This window comes from Streptomyces sp. F001 (genome assembly GCF_004187715.1).
GTDB classification, from domain to species: domain Bacteria; phylum Actinomycetota; class Actinomycetes; order Streptomycetales; family Streptomycetaceae; genus Streptomyces; species Streptomyces flavusporus.
In genome coordinates this window covers 1,117,291-1,142,834 of the sequence record NZ_QZWF01000002.1, presented here as the reverse complement: position 1 = coordinate 1,142,834, position 25,544 = coordinate 1,117,291, and the positions used below count along the sequence as shown (strand labels likewise).

The window sequence follows — 25,544 nt, the reverse complement described above, 5'->3', positions numbered from 1 at the left end:
GTCCTCCTAGGTGAGGGGGCGTGTGTTCGCCCGGAGGTGCCCCGGGCGGGGCGAGCGTCCGGCGGGCCACCGCATGGGCGGCGCGCCGGACAGCCGTGTTGGTGTGGCGGGTCAGCGCCGGGGAAGGGCGAGGAGGTTGTTGGTCCACACGCCGTCGGCGTGGGTCCTCAGGTACTTCTCGCCTCGGGCGGGCGCCACCACGGCGACTTCCGTGCGGTGCCCGGCTCGGTCGCTGGTGTAGGCCTTGCCGGCCTGGTTCTCGATCCAGTCGACAATCTGCGCCCGCGTGTTGTCGCCGGTCTTGCGGGACGCCTGCTCGGTCCACCACAGGTGGGTGATGTGTTCGTGCGTGGTGCCGCCGGTCGACAGGCGCACCGCGGTGATCTGAATAGCCATCGTTCTGTTCCTGCCGGCGAAGTTCCGACGGCGCCCGCGGCCGGCGCCCGGGTTCCGTGATCACCCCTGGGTGGGGTGCTTCGCCTGGGACGGACGACGTAACTCGCGGGTAGGGGTGAACGTGGTGCAGATGGGGGTGTCGAAGCGTCAGTCGCAGTTGAGGCAGCGGTCGCTGCCCGAGGGGAACATCGAGGGCGGGTGCAGGGTGAAGCAGCCTGGGCAGAGGCGTTCGGTGACGCGGGGCGGGCAGGCGCAGCGGCCGCAGTCGGGGCACGGGGGGATGTGGCAGCGCTGGCAGGCGGGGTCGAAGGAGCGGTACTCCTCGTCGCAGTTCGCGCAGATGTAGTCGCGTGACTGGGGGCCGGTGTCGCGGGTGGGTGGGGTGAAGGTGCGCCAGGGGGCGGAGTCGGTGACGAGGACGGCGACGAGGTAGCCGTCCATGGACGCGGTGTCGGTGTGGAGTTGCCGTCCAAGGATGCCGTCGCGGTAGCGAACCTGGGTCAGCCCACGTGCGTGGCCGGAACCGGTCAGCGCGCGGTCGATGACGGCTATGTCGCCTTGGAAACTGCCGCGTCGCAGGGGCGGAAGGCCGTGGGATGCCGCGAAGGCGAGGTGTCCTGTGGTGTCTAGGAGGAGGATGTGGCCAGGGGCAGGGAGACGCTGGACGGCTCGAACGCAGACCGCCATGCGGGAGGCGTTGCTCGCCTGCCACAGCTGGGTGACCGTCGACGCGGTGGGTCCCTTGGTGTCCAGGTGCTGGTTGACGAGGGGCGCGGGGAGCAGGATCTCGGCTGCGAACGCGTCGCAGGCTGCATCCTCCAGAAGGAGGCCACCGTCGGGTTCCCTGCCGAAGGGCTCCATGAGGGCGAAGCTGTTCTTCTGCAGGTGGTGGCCCAATTCGTGTAGGGCGGTGAAGTCCCGCCGTGCACGGCTGGCGGACGTGGCGACGGACAGGTGCGGTGGCGGGCCGAAGTCATACGCTCCGGCGACGCTGCACCCTTGTTCCGTCAGATTCTCGTCGACCTCCAGGACGGTCAGCTCGGGCCAGGTTCTCAGCTCCGCGAGGGCGCCTTGTGCCAGGCGCTCGACCGCGCCGGGACGAGCCGCTTCGAGTTCCTGGATCATCGCAGCGGCCTGGGTCCGGGCAGCGCCGGCGAGCACGTAGTTGACCACGCGCTGTGCCCCCTATTCGCCCAGACGCAGTTCGAAGTAGCGGTCCGTGCGTGCCGTCCAGTTCGGCTGCGTGCGGTCGTCGTCGCGTGCCGCGAGCGTGTAGATACCGTAGGCGGCGCGCAGCCGGGCATCGCGCTCGGTCTCGTCGTGCTGAGCGGCGAGCGCCTTCACCTGCTTGCGGCGCAGGGGACGGTTAAGTTCGTGCACGACGGCGGACGGCAAGGCGGGGTTGGCCTCGAGCAGCTGACTGGCCGGCTGCTTGAGGCGATCGGCGAGCGTGGCGGCCTGGTCAGCGGTCAGGGCCAGTTGCCCCCTCCAGACGGCGAGAGCCTGGGGCGGCGGCAATTTCAGTTCGGCCCCGAGAAGCGGGGCACTGATGCCGTGGTCACGAAACAGCTGGTTGAGGCCTCCCGATCCTTGGGGAGCCCACTGCGCCGAGGCAAAGAGCGCGAGCTGATCGGCCAGGACTCCGCGGTACTCGATGGTCGGCGCGGACAAGGCTGGGCCACTCCCCCACTGCGTGCCGGGCACGGCGGCGGCAAGCGTACGGGCGGTGAGGACGGGAGGGCGGCCCGTCAGCTCGCTGACCTGCCGGTCCAGCACACACCACGGAAGGGTCGTTTCCAGGCCCCACCACAGGGCCAGTGGCTGTTCCAGGGTGGTCGCGGGAGCGGGCAGGAGTAGGGTGTCGGGGTCGGCGTACCGTTCGAAGGAGGCCGGCACGGCGCACAGGGTGTCATCGTCGCCGGCCGCTGTGATCAGCAGCAGCTGGATGGTGTCCTCCCATGCTGCGCGCCAGATCTGGCCCGGCTGCGGGTCCTGGGGTGGTGCGGAGGCCACCTGGCGGACGGCGTCGGGCACCTTCAGTCCCGCTGCGGCAGCCACCAGCCGTTGGTAGGCAGTGGTGTGGACAGAGCTCATACCGTCTCCCCCGTCTCCTCGGCTGTGGTCCATCAGCGCATTCTCTTCTCACCGGATCCAGACGACGTAACTGGGGCTGTTCACGAAGGAGCGTCGCCGCAGCGCCGCAACAGGGCGGTCATGACCGCCTGGGGGTCGCTGTCCGCGGATAGGGCGATACGGAGCGCTGTCTTGAGGTTCGACAGGACGGCAGCCGCATGAGCTTGCCGGATCTCCAGCAGCTGCGCCGCGTGATGGGCGTCCTTGTCGAGGTAGGGAAGCAACAGGCGTTCGTTGGGTGAGAGGCGCTGCCAGATGTCCTCGGCCACTCCGTCGACTCCCGTGGGGTCCGGTGCGGTGATGGCCGCGTGCTGGTCGACGAGTTCGGCGACGGTCCCTTCATCGGCGTACAGCGCGGTGAAGCAGGCCGGTGCCAGGAGGTCGAACCGGGCCTCGAGGACCTTGGCGAGGTCTTCCTCCCGCACCGCTCCCTGGGCGTACTGGAGCACGCGCAGGAGGATGGTCTTGAGGGCATGGGCCGTCTGCTTGGGTGTGGGGCCGGAATGGTTCCATCGGGTGATGCCGACACCTGTCACGCTTGCCGCCTGTGCGATGAGATCGTCGAGATCTCCCTGCCACACAGCTCCCTCGGCATGCTCGGCCAGCGCCCAGCGCGGCGGTGAACCGCTGCTCTTCCGGTAGGCCGTGTCCTCGCTCATCAAGCGGGCGATGCGGCGCCGGAGCTTGCCCCGCGGCGTCTTCTTCGCCTCATCGATAAGGAAGTTCTTGATCGACGTGAGGAACAGTCGCTCCAGGGAGGCCTCGTCGGCGGCCTGGACGAAGCAGATGGTCACGAACCGCTGTCCCCCTTTCTGGGACCACATCGCACGGATCACGTCGTAGGCCGCGTCATCGCTCCAGACGGTGTGTCCTTCCGGGGGCGGAAAGCCGGAGGCACGGCGCACCTGGTGGACCAGCCGCCGCAGCAGATCAAACGTGGCCGGCCCGAACTCGCCGGTCTGCAGCTCCTCGAAAGCCCCGCTGGCCACGAGCCACCCCCGATCCCATGCTCCCCGCTCGGCGCCTGCAGCGGCCGACCTTCAGGTCTGCATACACCAACGTGCAAAGCCCAGGCGCGCGACGCGCCCAAGATCCCTTGCTTCACGGAACAGCGCAACCAACTGGGCGTCTCTGGCCGATCGGCCGCGGGCACTCTGCAATGCCACGTCTGCCTGGAGCGGTTCGACTCGGCCGACCGGTGCCTCGAGGCGGCAGGTCGCCGAAAACGAGGCGAGGGCTGCGGCGTACGCCTCGGCCGCACCGGAAACGTGCGAACCCTCACTCACGGCCCGCAATGGGTCTCGGATCGGAGGAAAGGCGCTCTGGTGTCTGACGGATGCTCAGCGGACAATCGGTGCACATTCTGTTGACCGAGGGGGCCGGCATGGGTGTTCTGTGGCCGCTGGAGCCTGCTACGGCAGCCAAGCATCGCCTCTACCAGAGGTATCTCGATGCGTGGTGGCCGATCCTGCTGCAGACGTCGCAGCGCACCGGATACAGCCGACCCCGGGTGACACTGCTGGACGCGTTCGCCGGACCGGGCCGATACGAGGGCGGAGAGCCCGGTTCCCCGGTGTTCATCCTGGACCGGCTGCTGAACCACACCGCCGTTGACCGGATGAACCTCACTCCTGAGCGGGTGCACCTGGTCTTCATCGAGAAGGACCGGGCCCGCCACGAACACCTTGTGTCCGAACTGACCGGCCGGTTCGGCAACCTGTCGGAGCTTCCGGTGCGGGTGGAGGTCCGCCGTGGGGAGGCGGGACGGGACAGCATTGCGGTGCTGACCGAGCTGCAAGCGTGGGGCCATCCCATTCTCGGGATCTTCGACAGCTGGGGCAGCGTGAACGTGCCGCTGGAGGTGACGCGCAGGATCGCCCGCAACCGTTCCAGCGAGGTCATCACCACCTTCGGGCCCAACTGGTTCAGCCGCAGGGAAGAACTGAACGCCGACGTCCTCGACACGGTCTTCGGCGGCCGTCAGCACTGGGCGCCGGCCGCGGACGAGGCCCGGCCCGATGAACGATGGCGGGCCTGGCTGGGCACCTACCGCAGCGCGCTGCGGCGAGCAGGCTTCGCCTACCAGCTGCAGTTCCGGCTGGTGCCGCGCACCGGGCAGCCTCTGTACCTGGTGTTCGGCACCGGCAGCGATGCGGGCCTGAAGGCGATGAAGGAAGCGATGTGGAACGTCGACGACCGCGACGGCGAAAGCTTCCAGGATCCCCGCACCCGCGGCGCCCAGCCTGTCGGTCAGCTCGACCTCTTCCAGGCGTTCGAGACGTGCGACCCGGAGCTGCTGGAGCTGGTGGCGCAACGGCTCGTGTCCGGTCCCGCCACGGTGGAGGCGGTCGGGCAGTGGCTGCTGACCGAGACTTCCCGCTGGATGCCCACGCACGCTTTGAAGGCGGTGCGGCAGATGCGTCAGGACGGCTCCGTGGTGATCCTTTCGTCGGGCAAGCTCACCAGCAAGAGCCAGGTGAGCCTCCCTGCTGCCGCCTGACGTCCCACCGTTCAGGCCGGGGCACGGTCCCGGGCTTGCGGATACTCGCGCACCCGCAGGTCGGCGGGGAAGCGTGCGATGTCCTTGTGATGGGTCTTGTTCCAGCACGAGCCGAGCTGCTTGACGAACGGCGCCGTCCCGGACTGCCTGCACTGCTCGACGATGTCACCGACCCAGGCCAGGTCCATCGGCCGGGCTCCCAGGCCGGACTCACCGCCGACGATCGCCCAGTCGATGCCGTCCAGATCCAAACCCGTGAGCGGGCCGAGCAGGGGCTCACACGACAGGAACCGCACCGACGCCGGCACCAGCCGTAGATCGTCCACGCGCGGCAGTTCCTTCGCGCTCTCCACCGACACGCCCATCCACAGATTCCCCGGCCACTGGAGCCGGTCCGCAACCTGTCGTAGCCGCCGCGCCCGCTTGGTCAGGACCTGATAGGTGTGCTGCGGCGTCGATGCCATCACATTGAACACGCGCTGCACGTAGTCCAGGGGGACCCGGGCGTGGAAGAGATCGCTCATGGAGTTCACGAACACCGTGCGCGGCGTGCGCCAGCCCAGCGGCACCCGCAGCGCCTGCGGATGCACGGTCAGCCCGAAACCCGGACCGGAGGTACGGGGATCCCCGTCGTTCTGATACTTCGCCGACCCCATCGCCTTCAGCCGCTTGGCGAGCGTGAGCGCGTAGCAGTTGTCGCATCCGGCCGACACCCGGTCGCAGCCCGTCGTCGGATTCCAGGTCGCCTCGGTCCACTCGATAGAACTGCGGTCACTCACCGGTCCCCCTCCACCCTCACGTCCAAGCCGCCTCGACGCCTGCCGTCCGTCACGTTGCGCTGCCTAACGATGCCGTCCCAACCGCAGTAGCGGGATGCGTACACGGGTATGCGACCGCTACTGATACCTTTCCGAACCCCCATCAATCGAATCTCTATTCGAAATGAATGTCGAGGCAGTTCCACGACTGAGTCATCCGGTCCGTCCACAGTCTGGGCCCGGCTCCACAGCGTGGTCCTGGTCGAGCTCGGTGCCCGTGGCGAGCTGCACTGAAGTCGCGGTGCGCGATCGACTCCGCCAGTATGCGGGCAGCAATGGGGGCCACTGACCGGACCCAATCCGACTGACCGTGGCAAGGCCGGATCGAAGATCCGTCTACTGACTGACCGCAGCCGGGTACCGCCGCGCAGGTGCCGGGTGGACGACTACCTGGCGGTGCGCGTGGTGTAAAGGCGCCCTCTTCTCAGGACGTGTTGCAGTTCCAGACCGCTGTCGAGAGCGGCGAGGACATCGAGGTGGTGGTCCGCAGGGACGGTGGCGATGCGCCGGCCGTCGCGAATGGCTTCGATGGTGGGGGTTGCGCAGGTGAGGGAGAGGGGGCCGCCTGCTGGCTGGGCGGCGTCGATGCGGGTCAGCGGTGTGGAGACGGTTCTGCCAGAGAGCAGGTCACCGAGGAGACCGACAGGTGGAATGCCTTTTGGGGTGTCGCCGAGGTGTTCAGGGCTACGCTCACCCCGCCGCTGCCGGTGGGTTGCGCGTCGACCCACTGCTGCACCACGCTGCTGAGGAAGACGCGGGTGTCCGCAGCCAGTTGCCGGTCGGCCCAGGGCATCTGGCCCAGGTAGATGGAGCCCTTGGTGTTGAGCTGCTGCCACGCCCCGCGGATGGTGTTGGCGGGGTCATCGGCCTTGGCGCTGTACTTTTTCATCTCCCACAGGCGGAAGACGAAGCTCTGCGCAGTGCCGTCTACCCGGTGGACGATCATGCCGTCGCCGCCGCTGTCGCTTACGGTCGGGCCCGGGACGCTGAGGAATTCGACCGCGTGCCCCGGGCCGGGAGCCATATCCCGGGTGATGAGGTACCACAGCCACTCGCCGGTGTAGCCGGCCAGCCCATGATTGGCCTTCTTCTGTGCCCCGGCCGCGCCGAAGACCGGGTAGGCGAAAGAATGAACAGTGCTGTGCTCGCGCCCTTGCAGGGTGGTGTCGTCGAGGGTGGAATCCCGCCACAGTGCATAGGCGTCCTTGTTGATCCCTGTGCGGGACTTCATTATCTCGTCAGCGACGATCCAAGCGGCGGCGGCCCTGTGCTGGGGCGAGGCGTTGAGGAGACGACCAGGTCCCACGGGCAGGCCTGGCCGGCTCCCTGGTTCTCGCGACGCACCAGGTCGACCAGCCGCCCGCCCGCTGAACTCGCCGTCCGCAGGGCTTGCTCCGCAGCTGACAGCCCTATCAGCACCACCGTCCGTGTCGCCCGCCCGGAAGGGGACGTCTCTCGGGTTCCGCGCAGCGGTGGCCATCGATGTTCACTGCGTCACCGTACCCGTCGACTTTGCCTTGTTGTGCGCGCTCCGTCTCCCGGCACGGTTACTCCGAGTACGGTGCGAGTCGGGACACTCCAGCAACTACGAGTGCGTCGACCACCCGTTGCCAGTCGGCTGGCATGCCCGCGTCGGCCACAGTTTGGCGTAGTTCGATCAGCCATGACGTCAGTAGGTAAGTGCGGGTCGCTACTTGGCTGGGATTGGCGAGGACAAGGTTCGCCACCCAGGGAAGGCCGAGGTGTACCTGCTCCTCGGCCGGCAGGGGCTTGATGAAGCCGATGAGCTGATCGACGCATGCTGCGTGGCCCTGAGCGAAGGGCAACCACTGGGCGACGGTGTCCTGCCAGGCCAGCGGATCCCACCAGACGATGGGCTCGCCCTGAACTTCCCGGTAGAGATAGGCGGTTTCGGGGGCGGGGTTGGGCAGGAGCGAAGCCAGGGCGGAGCGGTACTCGCTTCGCCCTGCGAAGGGAGTGTGCCCGGAGGCTTGCAGCGCGATCACATGGGCGATCACGGTCGGCCACATCCGCTTCGCGGTGGCTGCTCTGTCCGCAGACTCCTCGGCAGCGGAGGACAGCGCGCACAGGAAGCTGCCGAGGAGCGTCGCATCGTCGGCATAGGCGTCGATGTGCTGGAAGACGGGTGCGTCATCGCCCGTTCCTGCCACCGCAAGCAGTGCCCGCGCCGCGATCAGGGCGTGGGTGCCGCGGCTGTCCATGTCGTACTCGGACGCGAGCAACGCGCGGCGGTGCGTGGCGAGGAGGACGGCGAGGAGTTCACGAGCTGTGGCCGAGACGCAGCTCGGCGCCGCCGATGCCGGGCCGAGGGCCCTGATCGCTGCATCGAGGCGGTCTACGTAGATGGAGTCGGCGGCGGCTCCGGCGAGCGAGTGCTTGACGGGATCGTCGAGCACGACGAACTTGCGCTGGCCGGTCTCGGGATCCCAGTCTCCGAGGGTGCAGTCGCGCACCGTCTCGACCGCTAGCTGAAAGGCGGTTTCGTGATGACAGGTGGTGTTTCCGGCTGTGCACGCAGCCGGCCAGACATGGTCGAGGCCGCGGGCCAGCTGCACACGAACCTCGTTGGGGAGAGAATGCGCCAGTTTGCCCGCCGCGACAGCGGCCTGACGGTACATCGTGGAACCGTCTTTGCCGTCAAGCTGGGCGCGGAGCTCCGCAGCAGCAGGCAGAAGAAGGAGCGGCAGCGCCTGTGCAGCAATGCGGTCCGCCCCCTGTTCAAAGTAGGAGTCCTCGGATTCGAACCGACGCGGTGGTACCGCGTCCTCGCCGATGCGCAGGAGTGTGTCGACGGCGAAGCGCAGTGCGTCGACGGGCAGGACGACGCCGTCCACGATGGCTGCGGTGAGTGCCGTCGCGGCCACCGCGGCTGGTGCATCCCACTGGCCACTGGGGTCGAGGCCGGGCGGATTCTCACGAAGTTCTTGGGCCACAGCCAGGTCGGAGACCAAGTCGTCCGCGTCGACGGCGTCGTCCTTGCCGTTCTTGGGATCGATGTAATAGCGGACGCTGAGCCGAATGGCCTCCTGCGCACGGGCCGTTTCGACGTTCCTGATCTGCAGCGCTTCAACGACGTCTTGGGGCGGCGTGCTCTGGATCTGCAGTCCCTCCTCCACTTGCTGCGCCTGGTAGGTGCCACGGTCGAGGATGCTGGCCCAGGCACGCACCGGCGCGAGCTGTTCTTGGACGGCTGGCTCATCAAACTCGCTAAATTCTTCCTCGACCAGTCGCCTGGCCGTCGCGACAAGCCGTTGCCCGATCAGTCGTAGCTCATCCGTTCGCTGATCGTCAGCGCGCAGCACCATCGTCATGGCTGCCTCCCGCAGCGACCAGCGCCGCCGCTCAGGAGCCGCCAGTCCCTCGGCGGCTGCCTTCAAGCCGCTCGCTTCCTGGACGACACGTCCGAACTCCAGGCTCCAGATCACCGGCTCGGTGAGAAAGCGGTCCAACAGAGGGTCGGCGCGTTCCAGGTGGCGAACGAGCAGCCCGACGACCAAGCCGACCATCGCCAGGTTCTCGCAGTCCTCGAGCAAGATGGCGACCAACGTGTCCAGGGGGATGTCCGCCTCGACCAGTTGGTCGCACATCTGCTCCAGCGCTTGCAGTGCGCTCATACAGGGATACGGGCCGACGCCCGTCCCCCGGTACCAGAGCCAGACGTGCTCGTCTCCGACGTAGATCCGGCGCGCCCCTGCGACGTCGAGGTCAGTGCGGTAGGCGTCGAGGTTGTGGTCCTCGATGCGGGCGCTGTCGTGGCGGTGACCGGCTGCGAGGGTGCGTGCGCGCGCCAGTGCGGCGTGGTTGAGCATGCGGTTCAGTACCGAGACGCCGTTGCGGAAGTCCGAGCGGAACAGCGGCATGAACGGGCCGCGGTACCAGGCCGCAAGAGGGCCCACGCCGAGCATGCGAGCGCTATGGCGCCGGATGCCGTACTGGTGGAGTCTTGCCCCGTCTTGGTCCTCGTTGATGTAGTAGGCCTCGGTCAGCTCGGCAAGGAAACCGCGCCGATACATGGCCAGCGCCCGGCCGGTCAGTACCTCCTCGACGGCGGGACCGACCCAGGCCGGCGCGTCGCGCGCAACGCGGCGCAGGACGGCCTCGCCGTCCTCCCCGAGATCCGGTCCGAGCAGTGCCAACAACTCGACCATGAGCTCATCGGTGATCTCACGAGGGAGCTCAAGCCGTCGACGAAGGCGCTCGCGCCGACGGCTGTCTCCCATGAAGAGCAGCCGCCGCCTCTCCAGGTACTGGCGCTCGGCTTCGGCTTCCTCCGGCGACAGAGCCGCCTTGGCCGCAGCCGCGGCTGCCTGCTCGTCGCTAAGCCTGCGATCAGCAGCGGCGCAGGCGGCAAGCAGGCGATCGTGCAGCCTGACCCGGAGCGGATACCCGGCAGGAGTATCCGCGATGATGACGGCGTGGAGCCAGTCCCTCAGCACGTCCTCGACGTGTTTGCCTTGTCGCCAGGGTTCGTCTTCCTCAAGGAGCAGGGCGATGAGCGGTTCGGCTGCGGCGATCCGCACTAGGCCCGCTTCGTTGTGCAGCCGCTGGTGCACGAGACGGATGAGTCGCCGCAGGCCGGTGCCGGGCTCGGCGCGCAGTGTCGGCCAGGCTTCGCGCAGGACCGGGTCGGGCGCTCCGAGTGTCAGGAGCGCTTCACCGGGCACGTCTCCCCAGCGGTCGCCGTGGCCTGCCGTGACCAGGTCGTCGAAGGCCTGCTGCAGGCGGGCGAACCTACCGTGCAGAGGGGCTTTCGGGGTGTCGGGAACGGCAAGCAGTGCCTGGCAGGCAAGGCGTGCGGCACCGAGCGCCCAGCGAGGCACGCCGGCCTCGATCAATTTCGCCGTGGGGTGGCCGGCCGAGAGGAAGAGCCGGGCGATCGCATACCGGCGCACTTCGTCGTGTGCGAACTGCGGGCCGATGGCAAACGGGTCGTCCGTGTCCGTACGCAGCACTCCGTCCTGGCGCAGTCCGGCAAGCGCCGTGGGATCGATCGCTCCGACGACCTCCAGGGGGTCTCCTTGGCCGAGTTCAAGGGCGGCCAGGCGGAGAAGGGCGATGTTCCGGGCGTCCGGGGTCCCGCGTTCAGGACGCTGGCGGAGCACCAGTCCTGACCACACCTGCTGCATGGCATCGGCGTCGCTGAGGGGTGTGGTCTTCACGCCTCCTCGGACGAGCAGGTCCACCACCACGGGTCTGCGCAGCAGCTCACGTGACCGCGAGTCCGCCGCGAGGGCGGACAACTCGTCAAAGACTGCGACGATTTCGGCCACCTGGGCATCGGTCAGCAGTGGTACCTCGAAGCCGGCGACCTCCCCGACGCAGCGTTCGTTGATCGTGTCACGGACGACTTGCTGGGCGTCGTTCGCCGTGACGGCGACAACTTTGACGTCGGCCTGACCAGCCGCGTCGATCAGATAGAGGAAGGGGTTCCGTAGGCCCTCGGCGAGCGCGTCGGCGCCGTCGATGACAAGCAGGCGTCGAGGGGCGCTCAGCTCGCCGAGAAGCGCGGTAAGCGAAGTGCCGAGTACAGACTCCAATTCCACGGTGGTCGGGGGGAGATGCCGCAGGTTGATGCACGCCACCTGCAGGGAATCAGGGTCGTGCGCAGCGTCGGCGAGCGTGCGCACGACCAGGGCGCTCTTGCCCACGCCGGAGTCACCGTGCGCGACGACAGCCGCGGCCGGGGACTTAACGAGCTGGAGCAGCTGACTTGCCGTGTCACTCCGGTCAAGATGCACCGTGCGACTGTCCTCGGTAGCGATCTCGTCGCGCACCGATGCAAGAGCCCGTTCGTGAAGGTGACCGAGTGCCCTCCATCCCTGCCGGTGGCGACGCGTGGCCGAGTCGAGGACCTGGTGCGCATCGCGACGCAGAAGACTCAGGTCGACGGTGGCCGCCTTCGGCGGGTACTCGTCAGCCAGAGCAACGAGCCGTTCCAGCAACCGCGTAGCCCCGTAGAGGTCCATGCCGCGGGCCACGGGGATCAAGGAGTTCGTTACTCGGGACCAGTCCGATTCGTCCGGTGTCTCGAGTCGAGGCATGAGCACGGTCAGCCGTGACAGCAGCTCCCAAGTGCGCTGTTCGACAAGTTGTGTGCTGGGGTCGGCGGTGCCGAGCGTGGCCAGTGCGAGTTTGACAAGTTCTTCGATGTGCGTGAGCCGTGTGCGAACGCCGGCGGGGAACTTCCGGTGCGTCCGGATGAGACCGAAGAAGCTGGGCGCATCCTTTTGCATGACGGCCTCGGCAGCGAGTACCGCCAGCTGCTCCGCGTGCTCTTGCGGACCGGCGACGACCAGAGCCGCCCGGTGTTCAGGCCCCTCTGCGGGTGCGTTGAGGACCTCCTGCACGAACGTACAGATGAGCTTGGCGCTCGACTCGTTGCTCTGCACAAGGTCAGGTGCGCGGCGCACGGCCATGGCGAGTACCAGGGACGGCTCCGGCTCGTCGGCACGGGCCGCGTGGATGACGAGGTCGTCCACCGAGTGTTCCGGCGCCTTCTGAAAGGCCACGCTGACGACTGACCGACTGTCGCCCAGCTCGGACGCGCCATCGCCGAGAAGGAGATGGGCGAGGTACTGGACGGCGACCTTGCGCTCGAAGGTGACGCCGCCGCCACCCGTCGCGTACGGGCTCATCCCGGTAGGAGCCGGAGCGTCAGCGGCGCTCACCCGGGTCTCCTCCAGCCACGTGCGCAGCACGTCGTTGTCGGTGTTGAGACGCCAGTGCTTGGCCCGCCCGACCTGGCTTGCGTTGGCGAAGTCGGCCTCTCGGAGCTTGTCCAGGGCCGCTGTTGCCGTAGTCGGCGATACGTCCAGGGCTTTCGCGACCATCCGGCCGGACAAGGGCGTGGCCGTGCCAGCCAAGGCCTCCAAGGCCCTATACGCGTTGCCGCCCAACATGCCGCGGAGCAGGTCGACGGTTGAAGTCACGCGGCCACCATACCCTTAATGTCCAAACAGTCTGGACATCTGGACCGTATGTGCGGTTGTGAAATTGGTGGGTCGACGACACCTTCTCCGACCCGGCCCCTTGGTCCCCTGAGCCCTGTGCCAAACCGTGCGAAGCGTCACGGGCATCTGCCAGCGCCCTCTCCTCGGTCGGCAACTGGGCCTCCCCTGCCCCGTTCACAACCACCGGACACTGTGTCGACGACTGAGGGAAGGCGCGGGACCGCAGGCGTCCGCCATCCGGCCACCCTCACTTCGCGGAGAAGGGCTCGCGAGCCTCCGCATCCTCGCCGCACCGACTCCGCCAGCTCTCGCCTACCTGCCACGGCACTGCGCCCATGACCACCTTCCGGCGCACTCCCCCAGCACCCCGCAGTAGGCGTTCTCACCGCAACTGCGGCAGTCTCACCCAACCTGCGGGACCGCAGGCCAAACGGCTCGCGCCGGGTCCAGAACCGTCGCAATCCATCTGCGGCACCGCAGGTCAACAGCATGCGGCCACCGCAACAACGGTGCGACCTCACAGTTGGACTGCTCCCCCGAACCGGAAACCGAGCAGCTCATCAACGAACTGCTCACACCGACCACTCACCCCACGGCCCATGTAGGTTCCGGAGAAGCGTGAGCAATTCCAGGTGACCATGAGCACCGTCTGAGCATTTCCAGGCGATCATGAACACTGGCTACGGTCAGCAGTTGTCGCTTATCGGACTGTTGTGATCCTTCGTAGCGGATGCGCACCGGTGCTCCGTACCGTCCGGTGCCATGGCCGTACGCAGCGTGAGCGGGGTCGGCGACGAGGGTTCGGCACCCTTTGCGTCGATCCGGTACGTCGACAGTTCGGTACGAACGGTGCCGCTCTCGCAGTTGCGGCTGGCCGACTTCGCGGAGTCGGTGCCGTGGCGGCAGTTTCGTTCGGTGCGCGGCCAGCGGCACTACTCCGGCACGTACATGTCGGCCACCACGGGCGGGCCGGTCGTGTATGAGAGCCGGCTGGAACTGGCCCAGTTACTGCTGGCCGACTTCGATCCTGCGGTGCGGGGGATCTACGGCCAGCCGTGCTGTCTGGTGGCCCGGATCGGCGGCCGTGTGCGGCGGCATGTTCCGGATTTCTTGCTGGTGATGCGGTCGGAAACGGCACGGGTGGTGAACGTCAAGCCAGCAGACCGGCTGGGCGATCCGAAGGTATCGGAGGCGCTGGCCTGGCCGGGTGAGCTGGTCGAGCGACGTGGCTGGGAGTACGCGGTCTGGTCAGGTGCGGATCCTGTGGTGCTGGCGAACGTGCGGTTCCTGGCGGCCTACCGGCGGCCGGGCGTAGTGCCGGAACACGATGTCCGCGCCGCCTGGCAGAGCGTGCGGGGTGGGGATGAGCTTGCGGTGGCCGAGCGACGGCTGGCGGGCGGACGCCCGGCCCATGAGGTGCGTCCTGCGCTGATGGCGCTGTTGTGGTCCGGGCGGCTGGTCACCGATCTGTCTCGTCCGATCTCGGGCGATTCGGTGCTGCGGAGGTGTGCATGAGCGCGTGGACGGCGACGTTGCGGCCGGGACTGCCCCTGAGTTTCGACGGCGAGCGGTTCACGGTCGCCGAGGTCACAGGACGCCGGGTGTTGCTGCAGCAGGCCTCGGGCGGAAAGGCCACGGCTTGGCGGCAAGTCGATGTCTCGATGCTGCTGTCTCATCCCTCGACGCGGATCCTGACGGAGGTCCCCGAGGAGGAGCCTGCGGCCGCCGCGCGGCTGGGCGGGCTGAGCGATGAGGAGGACGATGAGCTGACGGTCCGGGTCCGCCATGTCCAAGAAGTCCTCACCGGCTACCGGCTCGGCTCCTCGGAGTTGGCGCTGGAGGGCGAGCCGCGGCCGGACTACGCTCCGGGGACTCCGATGCTGCACCGGTACGCGGCCAAGGCTGCGGAGCTCGGAGTGGGTGAAAGTACGGTCCGCCGCTGGGTGGCGGCGGTGAGGAAGGCCGGGCCGGCGGGTCTGGTGAGCGAGCGTCCAGTGCGCAATGTGCTGGACCGGGCGGATCCGCGCTGGGTGGAGATGGCCCGCTCGGTGCTGGCAGGGCATGTGACATCCAGTCGACCGGTACGCAAACTGGTCCTGCTGGAGATCGAGGAGCGCCTGGCCAGGGAGCATGGCCGCGGTGCGGTGCCGATCCCGGCGAAGACGACCGGTTACGAGCTGCTGCGCGAGCTGGAGAAGGGAACCAACGCCTTCGAGGGCAGCACGAAGGGCAAGCGCTCGATCGCGAACCGGCCGCAGGGCGTCTACGGCCGGTTGCGGGCGACGCGCCCGGGCGAATACGTGGTGCTCGACACCAACCGGCTGGACGTGTTCGCGATGGAGCCGGTGACCTGTCGCTGGGTGCAGTGCGAGCTCACGGTCGCGATGGACCTGTACAGCAGGGTCATCACTGGGCTGCGGCTGACGCCGGTGTCCACGCAGTCGGTGGACGTGGCCGGGGCGCTGTTCGAGACGGTCCGCCCACGTGAGGCGCCGGGGGACGAGGGTGAGCCGCTGCCGTATTGCGGAGTGCCGTCCACCGTCGTGGTGGACGCCGAGCAGTTGGTCGACCGGGACGGCCAGCCGTTGCTGCCCTCGGTGGCCGCGGAGACCATCGTCTTCGACCACGGCAAGATCTATGTCTCGAACCACATCAAGAGCGTGTGCACCAAACTGGGCATCTCACTGCAGCCGGCCCGCCCCTACACGCCGACCGACAAGCCGGTGGAGCGCTGGTTCCGCACCCTCAACCAGGGGCTGCTGGCCGCGCTGCCCGGCTACAAGGGCTCCGACGTACACAGCCGGGGTGAGGCCGTCGAGGAGGAGGCGTTCTTCTTCCTCGACGAGCTCGAGGCGGTCATCCGGGAGTGGATCACCCGGATCTATCACCGGCGCCGCCACCGCGGGCTCGCCGTCCCGGAGGTCCCAGGTCTGGAGCTGAGCCCGCTGGAGATGTTCGAGCACGGCGTCACCCGCGCCGGCCCTTTGCAGATTCCCGCCCGTCCTCATCTGGCCCTGGAATTTCTGGAGGAGGAGCGGACCACGATCCAGCACTACGGCGTGGAGATCCACGGCCTGCGCTACAACGGCGAAGCACTCAACGGGTACCGCACTCTGCCCAGTCCCTATCGCGGAGTGGACGCGGGCAAGTGGCCGATCGCGGTGGACCGCGGCGACATCACCAAGATCTACTTCCAGGATCCCAAGACGCACCGGTGGCACACCCTGGACTGGGAACACGCACCCGCGTTGAACGGTCCGGTGAGCCGCGAGGCGTTGGTCTACGCCCGTCGGCTCGCGGCCCGCACCCACCGGTTCCCCGACACCAAGCGTGCCCTGATCGAGCTGCTGGAGCGGTGGGGCGCCGGGCTTGCCACGGACCGCACCGAGCGGCGAATGGCGGTGCGGCTGTCCCAGGAACGACTGCGGCTGGTCGGCGAGGACGACGCCCCAACAGACGACGTGAACCAATTGCCGTCGCTTCGCCGGCTGGCTGCGGTGACGTCGTCCCCCGGAGGCTGTAACGCGGGGGACCGTCCGGATCTGCAGGTGGTTGAGCCTGCTAGGGCGGATCTGGGCGGGGACGATGACGAGGACGACGAGTGCGAGGCCGCGTTCCCCGGCGACGAAGAAGTGCTGCTGGAGGAGGACGAGTTCTACGCCGACATCATGGACAGCCGGTGAGCCGGGCCGAGGAGGCCGGCATCTTCGAGGGGGACGACCGGCAGTACTCGCCCACCCGGCTGCAGGGCTGGCTGGCGTTCGTGGACGGCCCCGAGCGAAGCCAGCCGGAGACGCTCTCGTGCTCGCAACTGGCGGCCCTGTCCCCTGCGGCGCTGCTGCGGCACAACGACCGGCGGGCGGTCTGGCACGCGAACCTTGGTCCGATCAAGACACCCCAGCTGCTGCACCTGCACGACGAACTCGCTGAGATCGTCGAGTCCAACCGGCATGACGGGGACAAGGCCAAGCCTGCGGCCCTGGTGGACGCCTATCCCGGACTGGGCAAGAGCACAGCAGTACGTGAGTACGGGCGAAACTTCCACCGCACGCAGATCGCCCTGCGCGGAGAAACCACCCAGGAGGGCCATCGCCGAGTCCCGGTTCTCTACATCGCCTTGAGCGGCAACACCCGTATCCGCGGCCTGAATGCGGCGATCTGCCGGTTCTACGGGCTGCCCACCCGAGGGGATGCCGACGCCCTGGCCGAACGGGCCAAGGACGCGGTGCTGAGTTTGAAGACGGCCGTCTTCATCATCGACGACATCCACTTCCTGGACGCCTCGGCCCGGGCAACCGCGGCCATGGCCAACCACCTGAAGTTCCTGGCCAACACGTTCCCCGTCACCCTGATCTACATCGGAGTCGGAGTTCGCGAGCGCGGCATCCTGACCGAAGGGCTGTCACCCCACCAGACCCTGCACGCACAGTTCGGCCGTCGCACCACCGCTCTGTCGCTGCGTCCCTTCCAGATCGACACCGAAGAAGGACGCCTGGAATGGCGGCGCCTGCTGCTGACCATCGAGCGCAAGCTGGTACTGGCCGAGAAGCATCCCGGGATGCTCGCGGACGATCTCTCCGACTACCTCCTGGCCCGCTCCAGCGGCCACTTCGCCTCGCTCATGGCACTGATCAACCGCGGATGCCTGCGGGCGATCCGCACACGCCACGAACGGCTGGATACCGAGCTGATGGACCAGGTGAACAACGACGCGGCCGCCGAGGAAGCCCGCCGCGAACTCGCCGCCACGCTGGAGGCCGGACTGCTGACATCCCGCCCCCAGACCCGACACCGCAGAAAGAGCGCGTGATGGCCTGGATTGGCGGCTCGCTCCCGATCTCGCTGATGCCGCTGCCCGGCGAAGCACTGCAGAGCTGGATCGGCGCCTACGCCCGCCGCCTGCACGCCACCAACAGCGCGTTCCTGGACGCCATCGGCCTGACCGGGGCCCGCACGACACAGATGGCTCTGCGGCTCACCGAGGCCGAAGCCGACGCCCTCCACCACGCCACCGGCATCCCGCGGCCGGTGCTGACCGCCATGACGCTCGAGCCCTACGACGGGCTGGCCGTGACAATCCATCCCGACCGGCGTCGGCTGACCCGGCCTCCCGCCTGGAGATTCAGCGCAGCCCGCAGCCGCTACTGCCCCGCGTGTCTGGCCAAGAACGCCGGCCGGGGCCCGGTGTTGTGGCGCCTGCCCTGGGCCTTCGCCTGCCCCACCCACCGGACTGTGCTGCTCGACTTCTGCCCCGACTGCCATCGCCCACCGCACCCATGGACAGCACGGCGGCTCGGCCCACGCTCCATCGGCGTCTGCACCCGCGACAGCCTGACCAACCCCACTGGCCGCCGGCCTTGCGGAGCTGACCTGTCGCAGGCTCGGGTCCTCCGACTGCCCGAAACCGGTCTGGTGCTCCCCGCCCAGCAGCACGTCAGCACCCTGCTCGCCAGCGACGCCTGCCAACGGCCGGCCGCGCTGGCCGAGCTCAAGCAGCTCTACGCCCTGGCCTGGCGCATCCTGCGGGGCCTGCACACCGTCGCGGACCGGGCACCGGAGGTGGTACGCACCGCGCTGGCCGAGTGCGGCGGAGTACTACCGCAACTGACCGACGAGGATGTCGGACACGATGCCCACAACGCGGCCCTCGGCACCGCCCTGGCGCACGTCGCTCTCCACCCCGGTCACCGTGACCACGACGCGCTCTTCGACTGGATCCTCGAGGCCGACCAGTCACTCCACAAGGGCCCGCGAGCCAACATCGGCCAACGAGCGGGCAGATGGTCCTGGAGCGGCCCCGCACTCGTGGAGCGGGCCCTGGCCCACCTCGACCGCCAGGCCACCCTGCTGGCCCGGCTGCGCTACGCCAGCGCCAGCCCCAGGCCGCGATGGCCCACTTTGCCCGCCGACACCATCGTCCTGCGGGCGGCACTGATTCCCTCGATGCTCTGGCCGGGTTGGACCATGCGCATGCTGCCGCGGCTGAAGGACAGGGCCAACCTGCGCGTCGGCACCTTCCGGCGCGGCTGCAGCAGCTTCCTCCTGCTGCCCGGCGCACCGTCAGAGCTGAACTTCGAACGTGTCGGTCCGCTGCTGGGCAACCACCAGATCCACACCGACCGTGACAGCGTCGAGCGACGCATCTACCGCCAGCACGACCTGACCCCGTTGGCCTCGACCCTTGCCCAACTCGCCTACGCCCTGGACGCCCACGGCGCCCCGATCGACTACGCGCGACGCCGGGCCACATTCACCTACGCCTCCACCACGTTCGATCACCACGCCTTCAAACGGCTATGCAGCCAGCACGGCTGGAGAACCGGACAGGAGCACCGCTCGTCGCTGCTGCGCTGGTATCTGCTGATGCTGCTGACCGGCGAGATGCACCCCCCGCCCAGCGGCGCCAACACTCGATTCGCCTGGAACTGCACCGAGTTCCGTTTCCGCGCACCCCGAGCGCTTCGCTCGTTCCTGCGCCGGCAGGCCGAGGACAACCTCGCCCGCCACGGCATCGACGAACCCCTGACCTGGGAACCCCCCAACTCCTGGGTGACCGGTGTGACATGGCCCGGCACCAGCCCAACAAGCCTTGCCGCCAGCGATGTCCGTGACCTTCTGAGCACGGTCACCTCCGTCCACGAAGCCGGCGACGCCCTCGGCCTGACCGCCGAGCACATTCGCCTCTACTGCGACCTCGCGGACATCAGCACGACCACCCCCAGTAACGCGATCGGCAACCTCTCAAACCAGCTCACGCCCGCGGCCGCCGAGGTCCGCCAGGGCATTCTTGCCCCGGAAGAACTCCGCGACCTCTACGAAAACCAGCAACGGGAACTCGCGCACATCGCCCAGCTGGCGTCCTGCAACCCCGACACCGTCCGCGCGCTGCTGGTCCACGACGACGTCCCGCTCCGCCCGCGGCCCGACCGGCTGCCCCCGCGTCCCGACATCACCCGTGTATGGCTCCACCGCGAGTACGTCGAAAAGCGGCGCCCCATGGCCGAACTCGCCCGCGAACGCCGCGTCAGCCACTACCACCTGACCACCCTGGCCAGAGGATGGCAGCTGCCGATCCGCAGCACCGAGCGCCGCTACAACGCCATCGGGTATCTCGCCCTGCCCTGGACCCCGTCCCCAGCCATGCAGGCCGTGACCGCATGCCCCACCGCACTCGACCGGCTGCAAACCATCGTCCAAGTCCCCGGCCATTCCAGCATCGCCGCCGCAGCCCGGGCCGTCTACGACGGACGCGACGGCGCCCTCAGACAACGCATCACGAAAGTCGAAAAGGCTGCCGGATTCCGCATCATCGACCGCTCCGCCACCCCCTCGCCCCCACCCCACACGGACACGACTTCCTCCGCGAGGCCACCGAGATCCTCGGCATCGCCGACAGACCCCGTCCGAAATCCCAGTGGCCCCCCAGGCGCCGGGAGAGGGAAACCTGACTGCTTTCGCTGCGTGACGTACGCGCAGTCTGGATCATGGGAGCGTGGAGGATTGGTCCGACTGCTTCGATCCCGACGAGTTGCGCATCCGTCTCGACGTGGCGCTGGAGGAGAACGCCCAGCTGCGCGAGGAAATCGCCTGGCTGAGAGCCGACAACGCGCGGCTGCACAGCCTTCTGGGCCGCGATGTCCAGGCCACTCCCGCCGCCATTCCGTCATTTCCCGAGCCGGTCGCGGTCCCGCCGCCCACGGGGGCCTGTGAGCTGCCGTATGCGGATGCCTCCTCCAGCGCCGAGGCGAAGATCGCCCTGTTCAGGGCCCTGTTCGCGGGACGCGAGGACGTCTACGCCAAGCGGTGGGTGAGCGCCAAGTCCGGCCGGACCGGCTGGAGTCCGGCCGAGGACAACCCGTTCGACAAGAGCAAGGTCGAAGAGGATCGGGTGTTCTGGCCGCTGACCGACGAGGCCGTCTACCGCCACCTCGATCCGACCCGTCAGGGGCGCAGCGAGCTGCACATCGGCCTGTATCCGCTGTTGGCCGACGACTCCTGCCGCCTGTTGGCGTGCGACTTCGACGGCAAGGACGGCAGCGACTGGCGCGCCGACGCGAGCGCCTACGTCACGGCCTGCCACGAGGCGGGGGTCCCCGCCGTGCTCGAGATCTCCCGTTCCGGGAAGGGCGCGCATGCCTGGACGTTCTTCACCGCCGCGGTCGCGGCGGCCACCGCCCGCGCCCTGGGGATGGCGCTGCTGCGCAGGGCGATCGACGCCCGCGGGCAGATGGCGCTGTCCAGCTACGACCGGCTCTTTCCCGCCCAGGACTTCCTGCCGAACAAGGCCAGGGGCAGCTTCCGGTTCGGCAGCTTGATCGCGCTGCCGCTGCACGGTGTCTCCCGCGCCAAGGGCACCACCATCTTCGTGGACCCCGACACCTGGCAGCCGTATCCAGACCAGTTCGCCCATCTGTCGCTAACCGAGCGGCTGGCTCCGGCCGATGTGGAGGCGTTCGCTGCCAAGCTCGGCCCGGTCATGGCCGGTCCGTCCCCGACCACCCCGCAGTTGGGTGCCCGGCCTCGCCGCAAGGCCCTCGGCAAGGCGCCCGCGCGCGTTGAGGCCCGGCTCTCGGCGATGCTGGCGATCTCCACGGTCGGGCTGCCCCCGCAGCTGCTGGCCGCGCTCAAGCACGCCGCGTCGTTCCACAACCCGGAGTTCTATCGCAAGCAGAACCAGCGCTTCTCCACCTTCAACACCCCGCGCCTCGTCTGCTGTTTCGACGCCTCCGACGCGGACTGGCTCAAGCTGCCCCGGGGCCTGGCGGACGAGGCCATGGGGCTCATCGCCACCGCCGGCGGCGCCCTCACCATCACCAGCGACCTGCCCGAACTCGCCCCGATCACTGCCCAGTTCACCGGCGTGCTCACCCCCACCCAGCAGCAGGCCGTGGACGCGATGGCCAAGCACCCGGCGGGCACCCTGGTCGCGCCGCCCGGTTCCGGCAAGACCGTCATGGCCTGCGCCCTGATCGCCGCCCACCGCACCCCGACCGCCGTGATCGTCAACCGGGCGGAGCTGCTGGCCCAGTGGAAGGACCGGCTGGCCGCCTTCCTGGACCTCGCAGACGGGCACGTCGGCACGCTCGGCGGGGGCAAGGACCGCCGCGGCCACGCCGTCGACCTGATCATGCTGCAGACGCTGTCCCACCGCGACGCCCCCGACGGCCTGCTCGACGGGTACGGACTGGTCATCGTGGACGAGTGCCACGCCGTCGGCGCCCCCGGCGCCGAAGCCGCGATCCGCCGAGCGAAAGCACCGCGCTTCATCGGGCTGTCCGCCACCCCCTACCGGGCGGACCAGATGGACCCGGTGATCACGATGCAGTGCGGCCCGATCCGCCACGAGATCGACGACGCCAGCGCCTTCGACAAGCACCTCGTCGTGCACCCCACCACCTTCACGACCGACGAACCGGGCACCGACGGCGCCTCCATCCAGGCCATCTACAACGAACTCGCCCACCACGACGCCCGCAACCAGCTGATCGCGGCGGACATCGCCAACGCCACCCGGCGCGGCCGGTGCAGCCTGGCCCTGACCAACCGCGTCGAACACCTCCACCAGCTCACCGAAGCCCTCCGGCCCCATGGGATCACCCCGCTCGTCCTGCATGGCGGCATGCCGCCGGCCGAACGCGCCCGAGTGCGTGCCGCCCTGGCCGAGGAACGCGACGAGCCTCTGACGCTGCTGGCGATCGACAAACTCGCCGGCGAAGGCTTCGACGCACCGCGCCTCGACACCCTCTTCCTCACCAGCCCCATCTCGTTCAAGGGACGGGTGATCCAGCAGGTCGGCCGGATCATGCGCAACACCGAAGAGCGCAAGTCCCACGTCGAGGCCCACGACTACCTCGACGCCGACGTCCCCCTCCTGGAGCGCATGCACCACAAACGCCGCCGCATCCTCGAACGCCGCGGATTCACAACGACCGCCCCCGAGAATCTCCCGCCCGCACCACCCCGCGCTCCTGCCCCCGCCGCCCGTCAGCCACGCCCTTCGCCGTGGTGCCGAGCGTGGCGGAGGTACGGGCCTGGGCCCGCGAACAGGGCATGGACGTACCACCGCGCGGCAGGCTCCGCGCAGAAATCTGGGACGCCTGGCACGCCACCCACCCCACCACGAATGGGCAGGACACCCGCCCCGCTACATAGCCGACGAACCCCGGTCAGCGAAACCGGCGATCACCAAGACGACGGCAACCTCACTCGCTGTCACCAACGCGACCGAGGAGGAGCCACCAACTGCTCACCAACCACCAACACCCTCGCTGCTCACCGCGCCCGGATTCCCGTGTTTCCACAGGACCCCCTGCCAACGAAGCCACGGACCCTACACCCGCAGCAATGACGACCCCACCCACACCACCAACCCCGCCCCCGCAGGCGCGCCCGCACGGTCCATCCCCGCGGCCACACGCCGAATGCCGTCCGGGAACACCCTCCGGCCACCACATCGTCGCCACGACACGGCACAGACCGCCAAAACCATCCAGGGCCCGACCAATCACCGCTGGCCCGAACAACCAAGACCGCGCCCAGAAACCCCGCACAGAACAGCGTCAACGGCACCTGGTGAGAAAGGAGAACCGGTGGCCGCGCCACCACAGCTGGCACGGATCCACCGCGTTCTCATCGGCCTGGTCGTCCTCGGAGCCGTGATCATCGCGGGCATCGGCTTCGCGGGTTCGTACGCAGCCGTTCGCGAACTCGCCGCCGACAAGGGCTTCGGGCAGTTCGCTCACCTCTTCCCGATCGGCATCGACGCCGGCATCTGCGTGGCTCTCGCCCTCGACCTCCTGCTCACCTGGATCCGCATCCCCTACCCGCTGCTGCGCCCCACGGCCTGGCTGCTCACCACCGCGACGATCACCTTCAACGGCGCAGCGGCCTGGCCCGACCCGCTGGGCGTGGGCATGCACGCGGTCATCCCCATCCTGTTCGTGGTGACGGTCGAGGCCGCCCGCCACGCCATCGGCCGCACAGCCGACATCACCGCCGACACACACATCGAACGCGTGCGCCTCACCCGCTGGCTCCTCGCCCCCCTCCCCACCCTCCTGCTGTGGCGCCGCATGAAACTGTGGGAGCTGCGCTCCTACGAGCAGGCCATCACCCTGGAGCAGGAACGTCTCGTCTACCAGGCCCGCCTGCGCACCCGCTACGGCCGCACCTGGCGCCGCACAGCCCCGGTGGAGGCCCTCATCCCGCTGCGCCTGGCCAAGTACGGCCTCCCCCTGGCCGACACCACCCCCCGGCCCGCAGCAGCAGGCATCGAGCAGCAGTCCTCGCCCGCTGCCGGTCGGCCCCGGTCCCGCCCCGCCGCAACACTCCACCCCAAAGCACCAGCAGCTCACGAGCAGCAGACGACGTACCCGGAGCGAGCAGAGCCCCAGCCAGTCCCCACCTCTACGCCCCAGTGGGCCCTTGGCCCACAGAAATCGGCCAGAAACCCCGCCGAGCCGTTAACTGACGCCTACCAGGCATTTCTTGCGCAGTTCCACGTCGAACCGACCGCCGCGCAATGGCCCTTCCGGCTCCGCAACGCACACGGCATCACCACGGAAGCCGGCGGCCCACTCTCCGAGGAGCAGGCACAGCCCTTACCCCAGGTCCTCCACAAGCGCGATACGCCTCACCCGGTGAGGAGCACCGCCCACTGTGAAGAACCGATGTCCACGGACCAGTCCTGGTACGACCAGGCCCACAGCGCCCGGCGCACCAACAGGCAGCAAACCGGCGCCAACCCCGATACCACTGCCCCTTCGGCGCACGTGTACGAGCACCACACCGCCACAGCAGACGGCGACCAGCCCCCCATGGGCGACGACGCGGCAGCCCACGACACGAACGTCAAACAACCCGCACCCGGCAGCACCCAACCACCCGCCGATCAGATCACCGACGACCACCGCAAGCAGGACACTGCCGAACTCCTGAGGCAGAAGGAACATCCCCACACGGCACCCGCCGACGCCAGTGCGCACACCGCCACACACCAACGCGGCCCCCAGGTGAACACCGCCATCGATACCCCGGCACCAGGCAAGAGGGATCCAGACGCCGAGCGAGCCGGACTCACCACCGTCGACCGCTACTACCTCGCATGGATGCAATACCAGGCCGACCACGACGCCGAGCCCACCGCCCAGCAACTGTCCGCCTACCTCACCCACAAGGGCATGTACGGCCGCAGCCGAAACCCCGTCAGCCCCGCCACCCTACGCCGCTACCTCCTGCCCTACCGCATCTACACCATCTGGGCCCAGCACCGAGCACACCACACCAAGCCCTCACTCGACGCCATCGCGCAGGAATGCGCCACCCGCGGCATCACCGCCCAATACAACAAACCCTCACCACCCACCACCTCACCCAACACACCGCCGACTTCGAACGACGCTGGCACACCCTCACCCACCACACCCACCCACCGGCTACACCAACACCCAGCAACAGACGACAACAGCCGCAGCCGGACCCCACCAAGCCGGGGCAGGCGACCGCTGACACCGTGCCGGAGACGGAGCCGTCGCACGGCTCCGAGCGGCGCTGCGCAAGACGGGCCGACCCACGCATTGCAGGTCTTCCGCCCCCACCCGGCACCCACCTCGCAGCCACCCTCCGAGTTCCCGCCGGCACCCTCCACCACCCCCGGTGACGGCACCCGGTGCGGGAAGGCCCCGCCCATCCGCCACGGGGGAAGCAGACGAGCGGGGCCGATCAGAG

At 68.6% G+C, this 25,544-nt stretch carries 13 protein-coding genes and 2 pseudogenes; 8 read left to right on the top strand and 7 right to left on the bottom strand.

Annotated features, from left to right (window positions below):
• Positions 1-111 precede the first annotated feature (111 nt).
• From StrepF001_RS12840 to StrepF001_RS12825, 4 genes are all read right to left on the bottom strand, one after another.
• Positions 112-396, bottom strand: a complete 285-nt coding sequence (locus StrepF001_RS12840) for a DUF3892 domain-containing protein (protein WP_129798332.1) — start codon at positions 394-396, stop codon at positions 112-114.
• 147 nt (positions 397-543) lie between these two features.
• Positions 544-1,569, bottom strand: a complete 1,026-nt coding sequence (locus tag StrepF001_RS12835; protein WP_129798331.1) for a DUF955 domain-containing protein — start codon at positions 1,567-1,569, stop codon at positions 544-546.
• Between the two features lie 12 nt (positions 1,570-1,581).
• Positions 1,582-2,490, bottom strand: coding sequence for a hypothetical protein (locus StrepF001_RS12830; protein WP_240797449.1), 909 nt, complete (start codon positions 2,488-2,490; stop codon positions 1,582-1,584).
• A gap of 80 nt (positions 2,491-2,570) precedes the next feature.
• Positions 2,571-3,518 carry a hypothetical protein gene (locus StrepF001_RS12825; protein ID WP_129798329.1) on the bottom strand — a complete coding sequence of 316 codons (948 nt, stop codon included), beginning with the start codon at positions 3,516-3,518 and terminating at the stop codon, positions 2,571-2,573.
• Positions 3,519-3,913: 395 nt separating this feature from the next.
• Here StrepF001_RS12825 and StrepF001_RS12820 point away from each other — a divergent pair, with 395 nt between their 5' ends.
• Complete coding sequence (locus tag StrepF001_RS12820) at positions 3,914-5,029, top strand: three-Cys-motif partner protein TcmP (RefSeq protein ID WP_129798328.1); 1,116 nt, start codon at positions 3,914-3,916, stop codon at positions 5,027-5,029.
• An 11-nt stretch (positions 5,030-5,040) separates the two neighbouring features.
• Here StrepF001_RS12820 and StrepF001_RS12815 read toward each other — a convergent pair whose 3' ends face one another.
• Entirely contained in the window at positions 5,041-5,808 is a 768-nt protein-coding gene (locus tag StrepF001_RS12815; protein WP_129798327.1) for a phage Gp37/Gp68 family protein, read from the bottom strand.
• A 309-nt stretch (positions 5,809-6,117) separates the two neighbouring features.
• Between StrepF001_RS12815 and StrepF001_RS47785 the strand changes: the two are divergent.
• Positions 6,118-6,210: pseudogene (locus StrepF001_RS47785) on the top strand (IS5/IS1182 family transposase); the annotation flags it as partial.
• A 229-nt stretch (positions 6,211-6,439) separates the two neighbouring features.
• Here the strand turns inward: StrepF001_RS47785 and StrepF001_RS45580 are convergent.
• Both StrepF001_RS45580 and StrepF001_RS12800 read right to left on the bottom strand, forming a co-directional pair.
• Positions 6,440-7,078: a hypothetical protein gene (locus StrepF001_RS45580; protein ID WP_165396243.1), complete on the bottom strand. Its 639-nt coding sequence runs from the start codon at positions 7,076-7,078 to the stop codon at positions 6,440-6,442.
• 316 nt (positions 7,079-7,394) lie between these two features.
• A complete protein-coding gene (locus StrepF001_RS12800; RefSeq protein WP_129798325.1) occupies positions 7,395-12,797 on the bottom strand; it encodes a hypothetical protein in 5,403 nt (1,800 codons plus the stop codon).
• 783 nt (positions 12,798-13,580) lie between these two features.
• On the opposite strand from StrepF001_RS12800, the gene StrepF001_RS12795 reads away from it, so the two are divergent.
• From StrepF001_RS12795 to StrepF001_RS12770, 6 genes and pseudogenes are all read left to right on the top strand, one after another.
• Positions 13,581-14,333 (top strand): TnsA-like heteromeric transposase endonuclease subunit, encoded by a 753-nt coding sequence (locus tag StrepF001_RS12795; protein WP_129798324.1) that lies wholly within the window; start codon positions 13,581-13,583, stop codon positions 14,331-14,333.
• Positions 14,330-16,501, top strand: coding sequence for a Mu transposase C-terminal domain-containing protein (locus StrepF001_RS49490; protein ID WP_129798323.1), 2,172 nt, complete (start codon positions 14,330-14,332; stop codon positions 16,499-16,501). The genes StrepF001_RS12795 and StrepF001_RS49490 overlap by 4 nt, the downstream gene beginning before the upstream one ends.
• Positions 16,498-17,628 carry an ATP-binding protein gene (locus StrepF001_RS12785; protein ID WP_129798322.1) on the top strand — a complete coding sequence of 377 codons (1,131 nt, stop codon included), beginning with the start codon at positions 16,498-16,500 and terminating at the stop codon, positions 17,626-17,628. Before StrepF001_RS49490 ends, StrepF001_RS12785 begins: the two co-directional genes overlap by 4 nt.
• Positions 17,628-20,528 carry a TniQ family protein gene (locus StrepF001_RS47770; RefSeq protein WP_129798321.1) on the top strand — a complete coding sequence of 967 codons (2,901 nt, stop codon included), beginning with the start codon at positions 17,628-17,630 and terminating at the stop codon, positions 20,526-20,528. Before StrepF001_RS12785 ends, StrepF001_RS47770 begins: the two co-directional genes overlap by 1 nt.
• Before the next feature lie 478 nt (positions 20,529-21,006).
• Positions 21,007-23,166: a DEAD/DEAH box helicase family protein gene (locus StrepF001_RS47765; protein ID WP_346656931.1), complete on the top strand. Its 2,160-nt coding sequence runs from the start codon at positions 21,007-21,009 to the stop codon at positions 23,164-23,166.
• A gap of 241 nt (positions 23,167-23,407) precedes the next feature.
• Positions 23,408-24,094 (top strand): annotated as a pseudogene (locus StrepF001_RS12770) (DUF2637 domain-containing protein); the annotation flags it as partial.
• Positions 24,095-25,544: the final 1,450 nt, after the last annotated feature.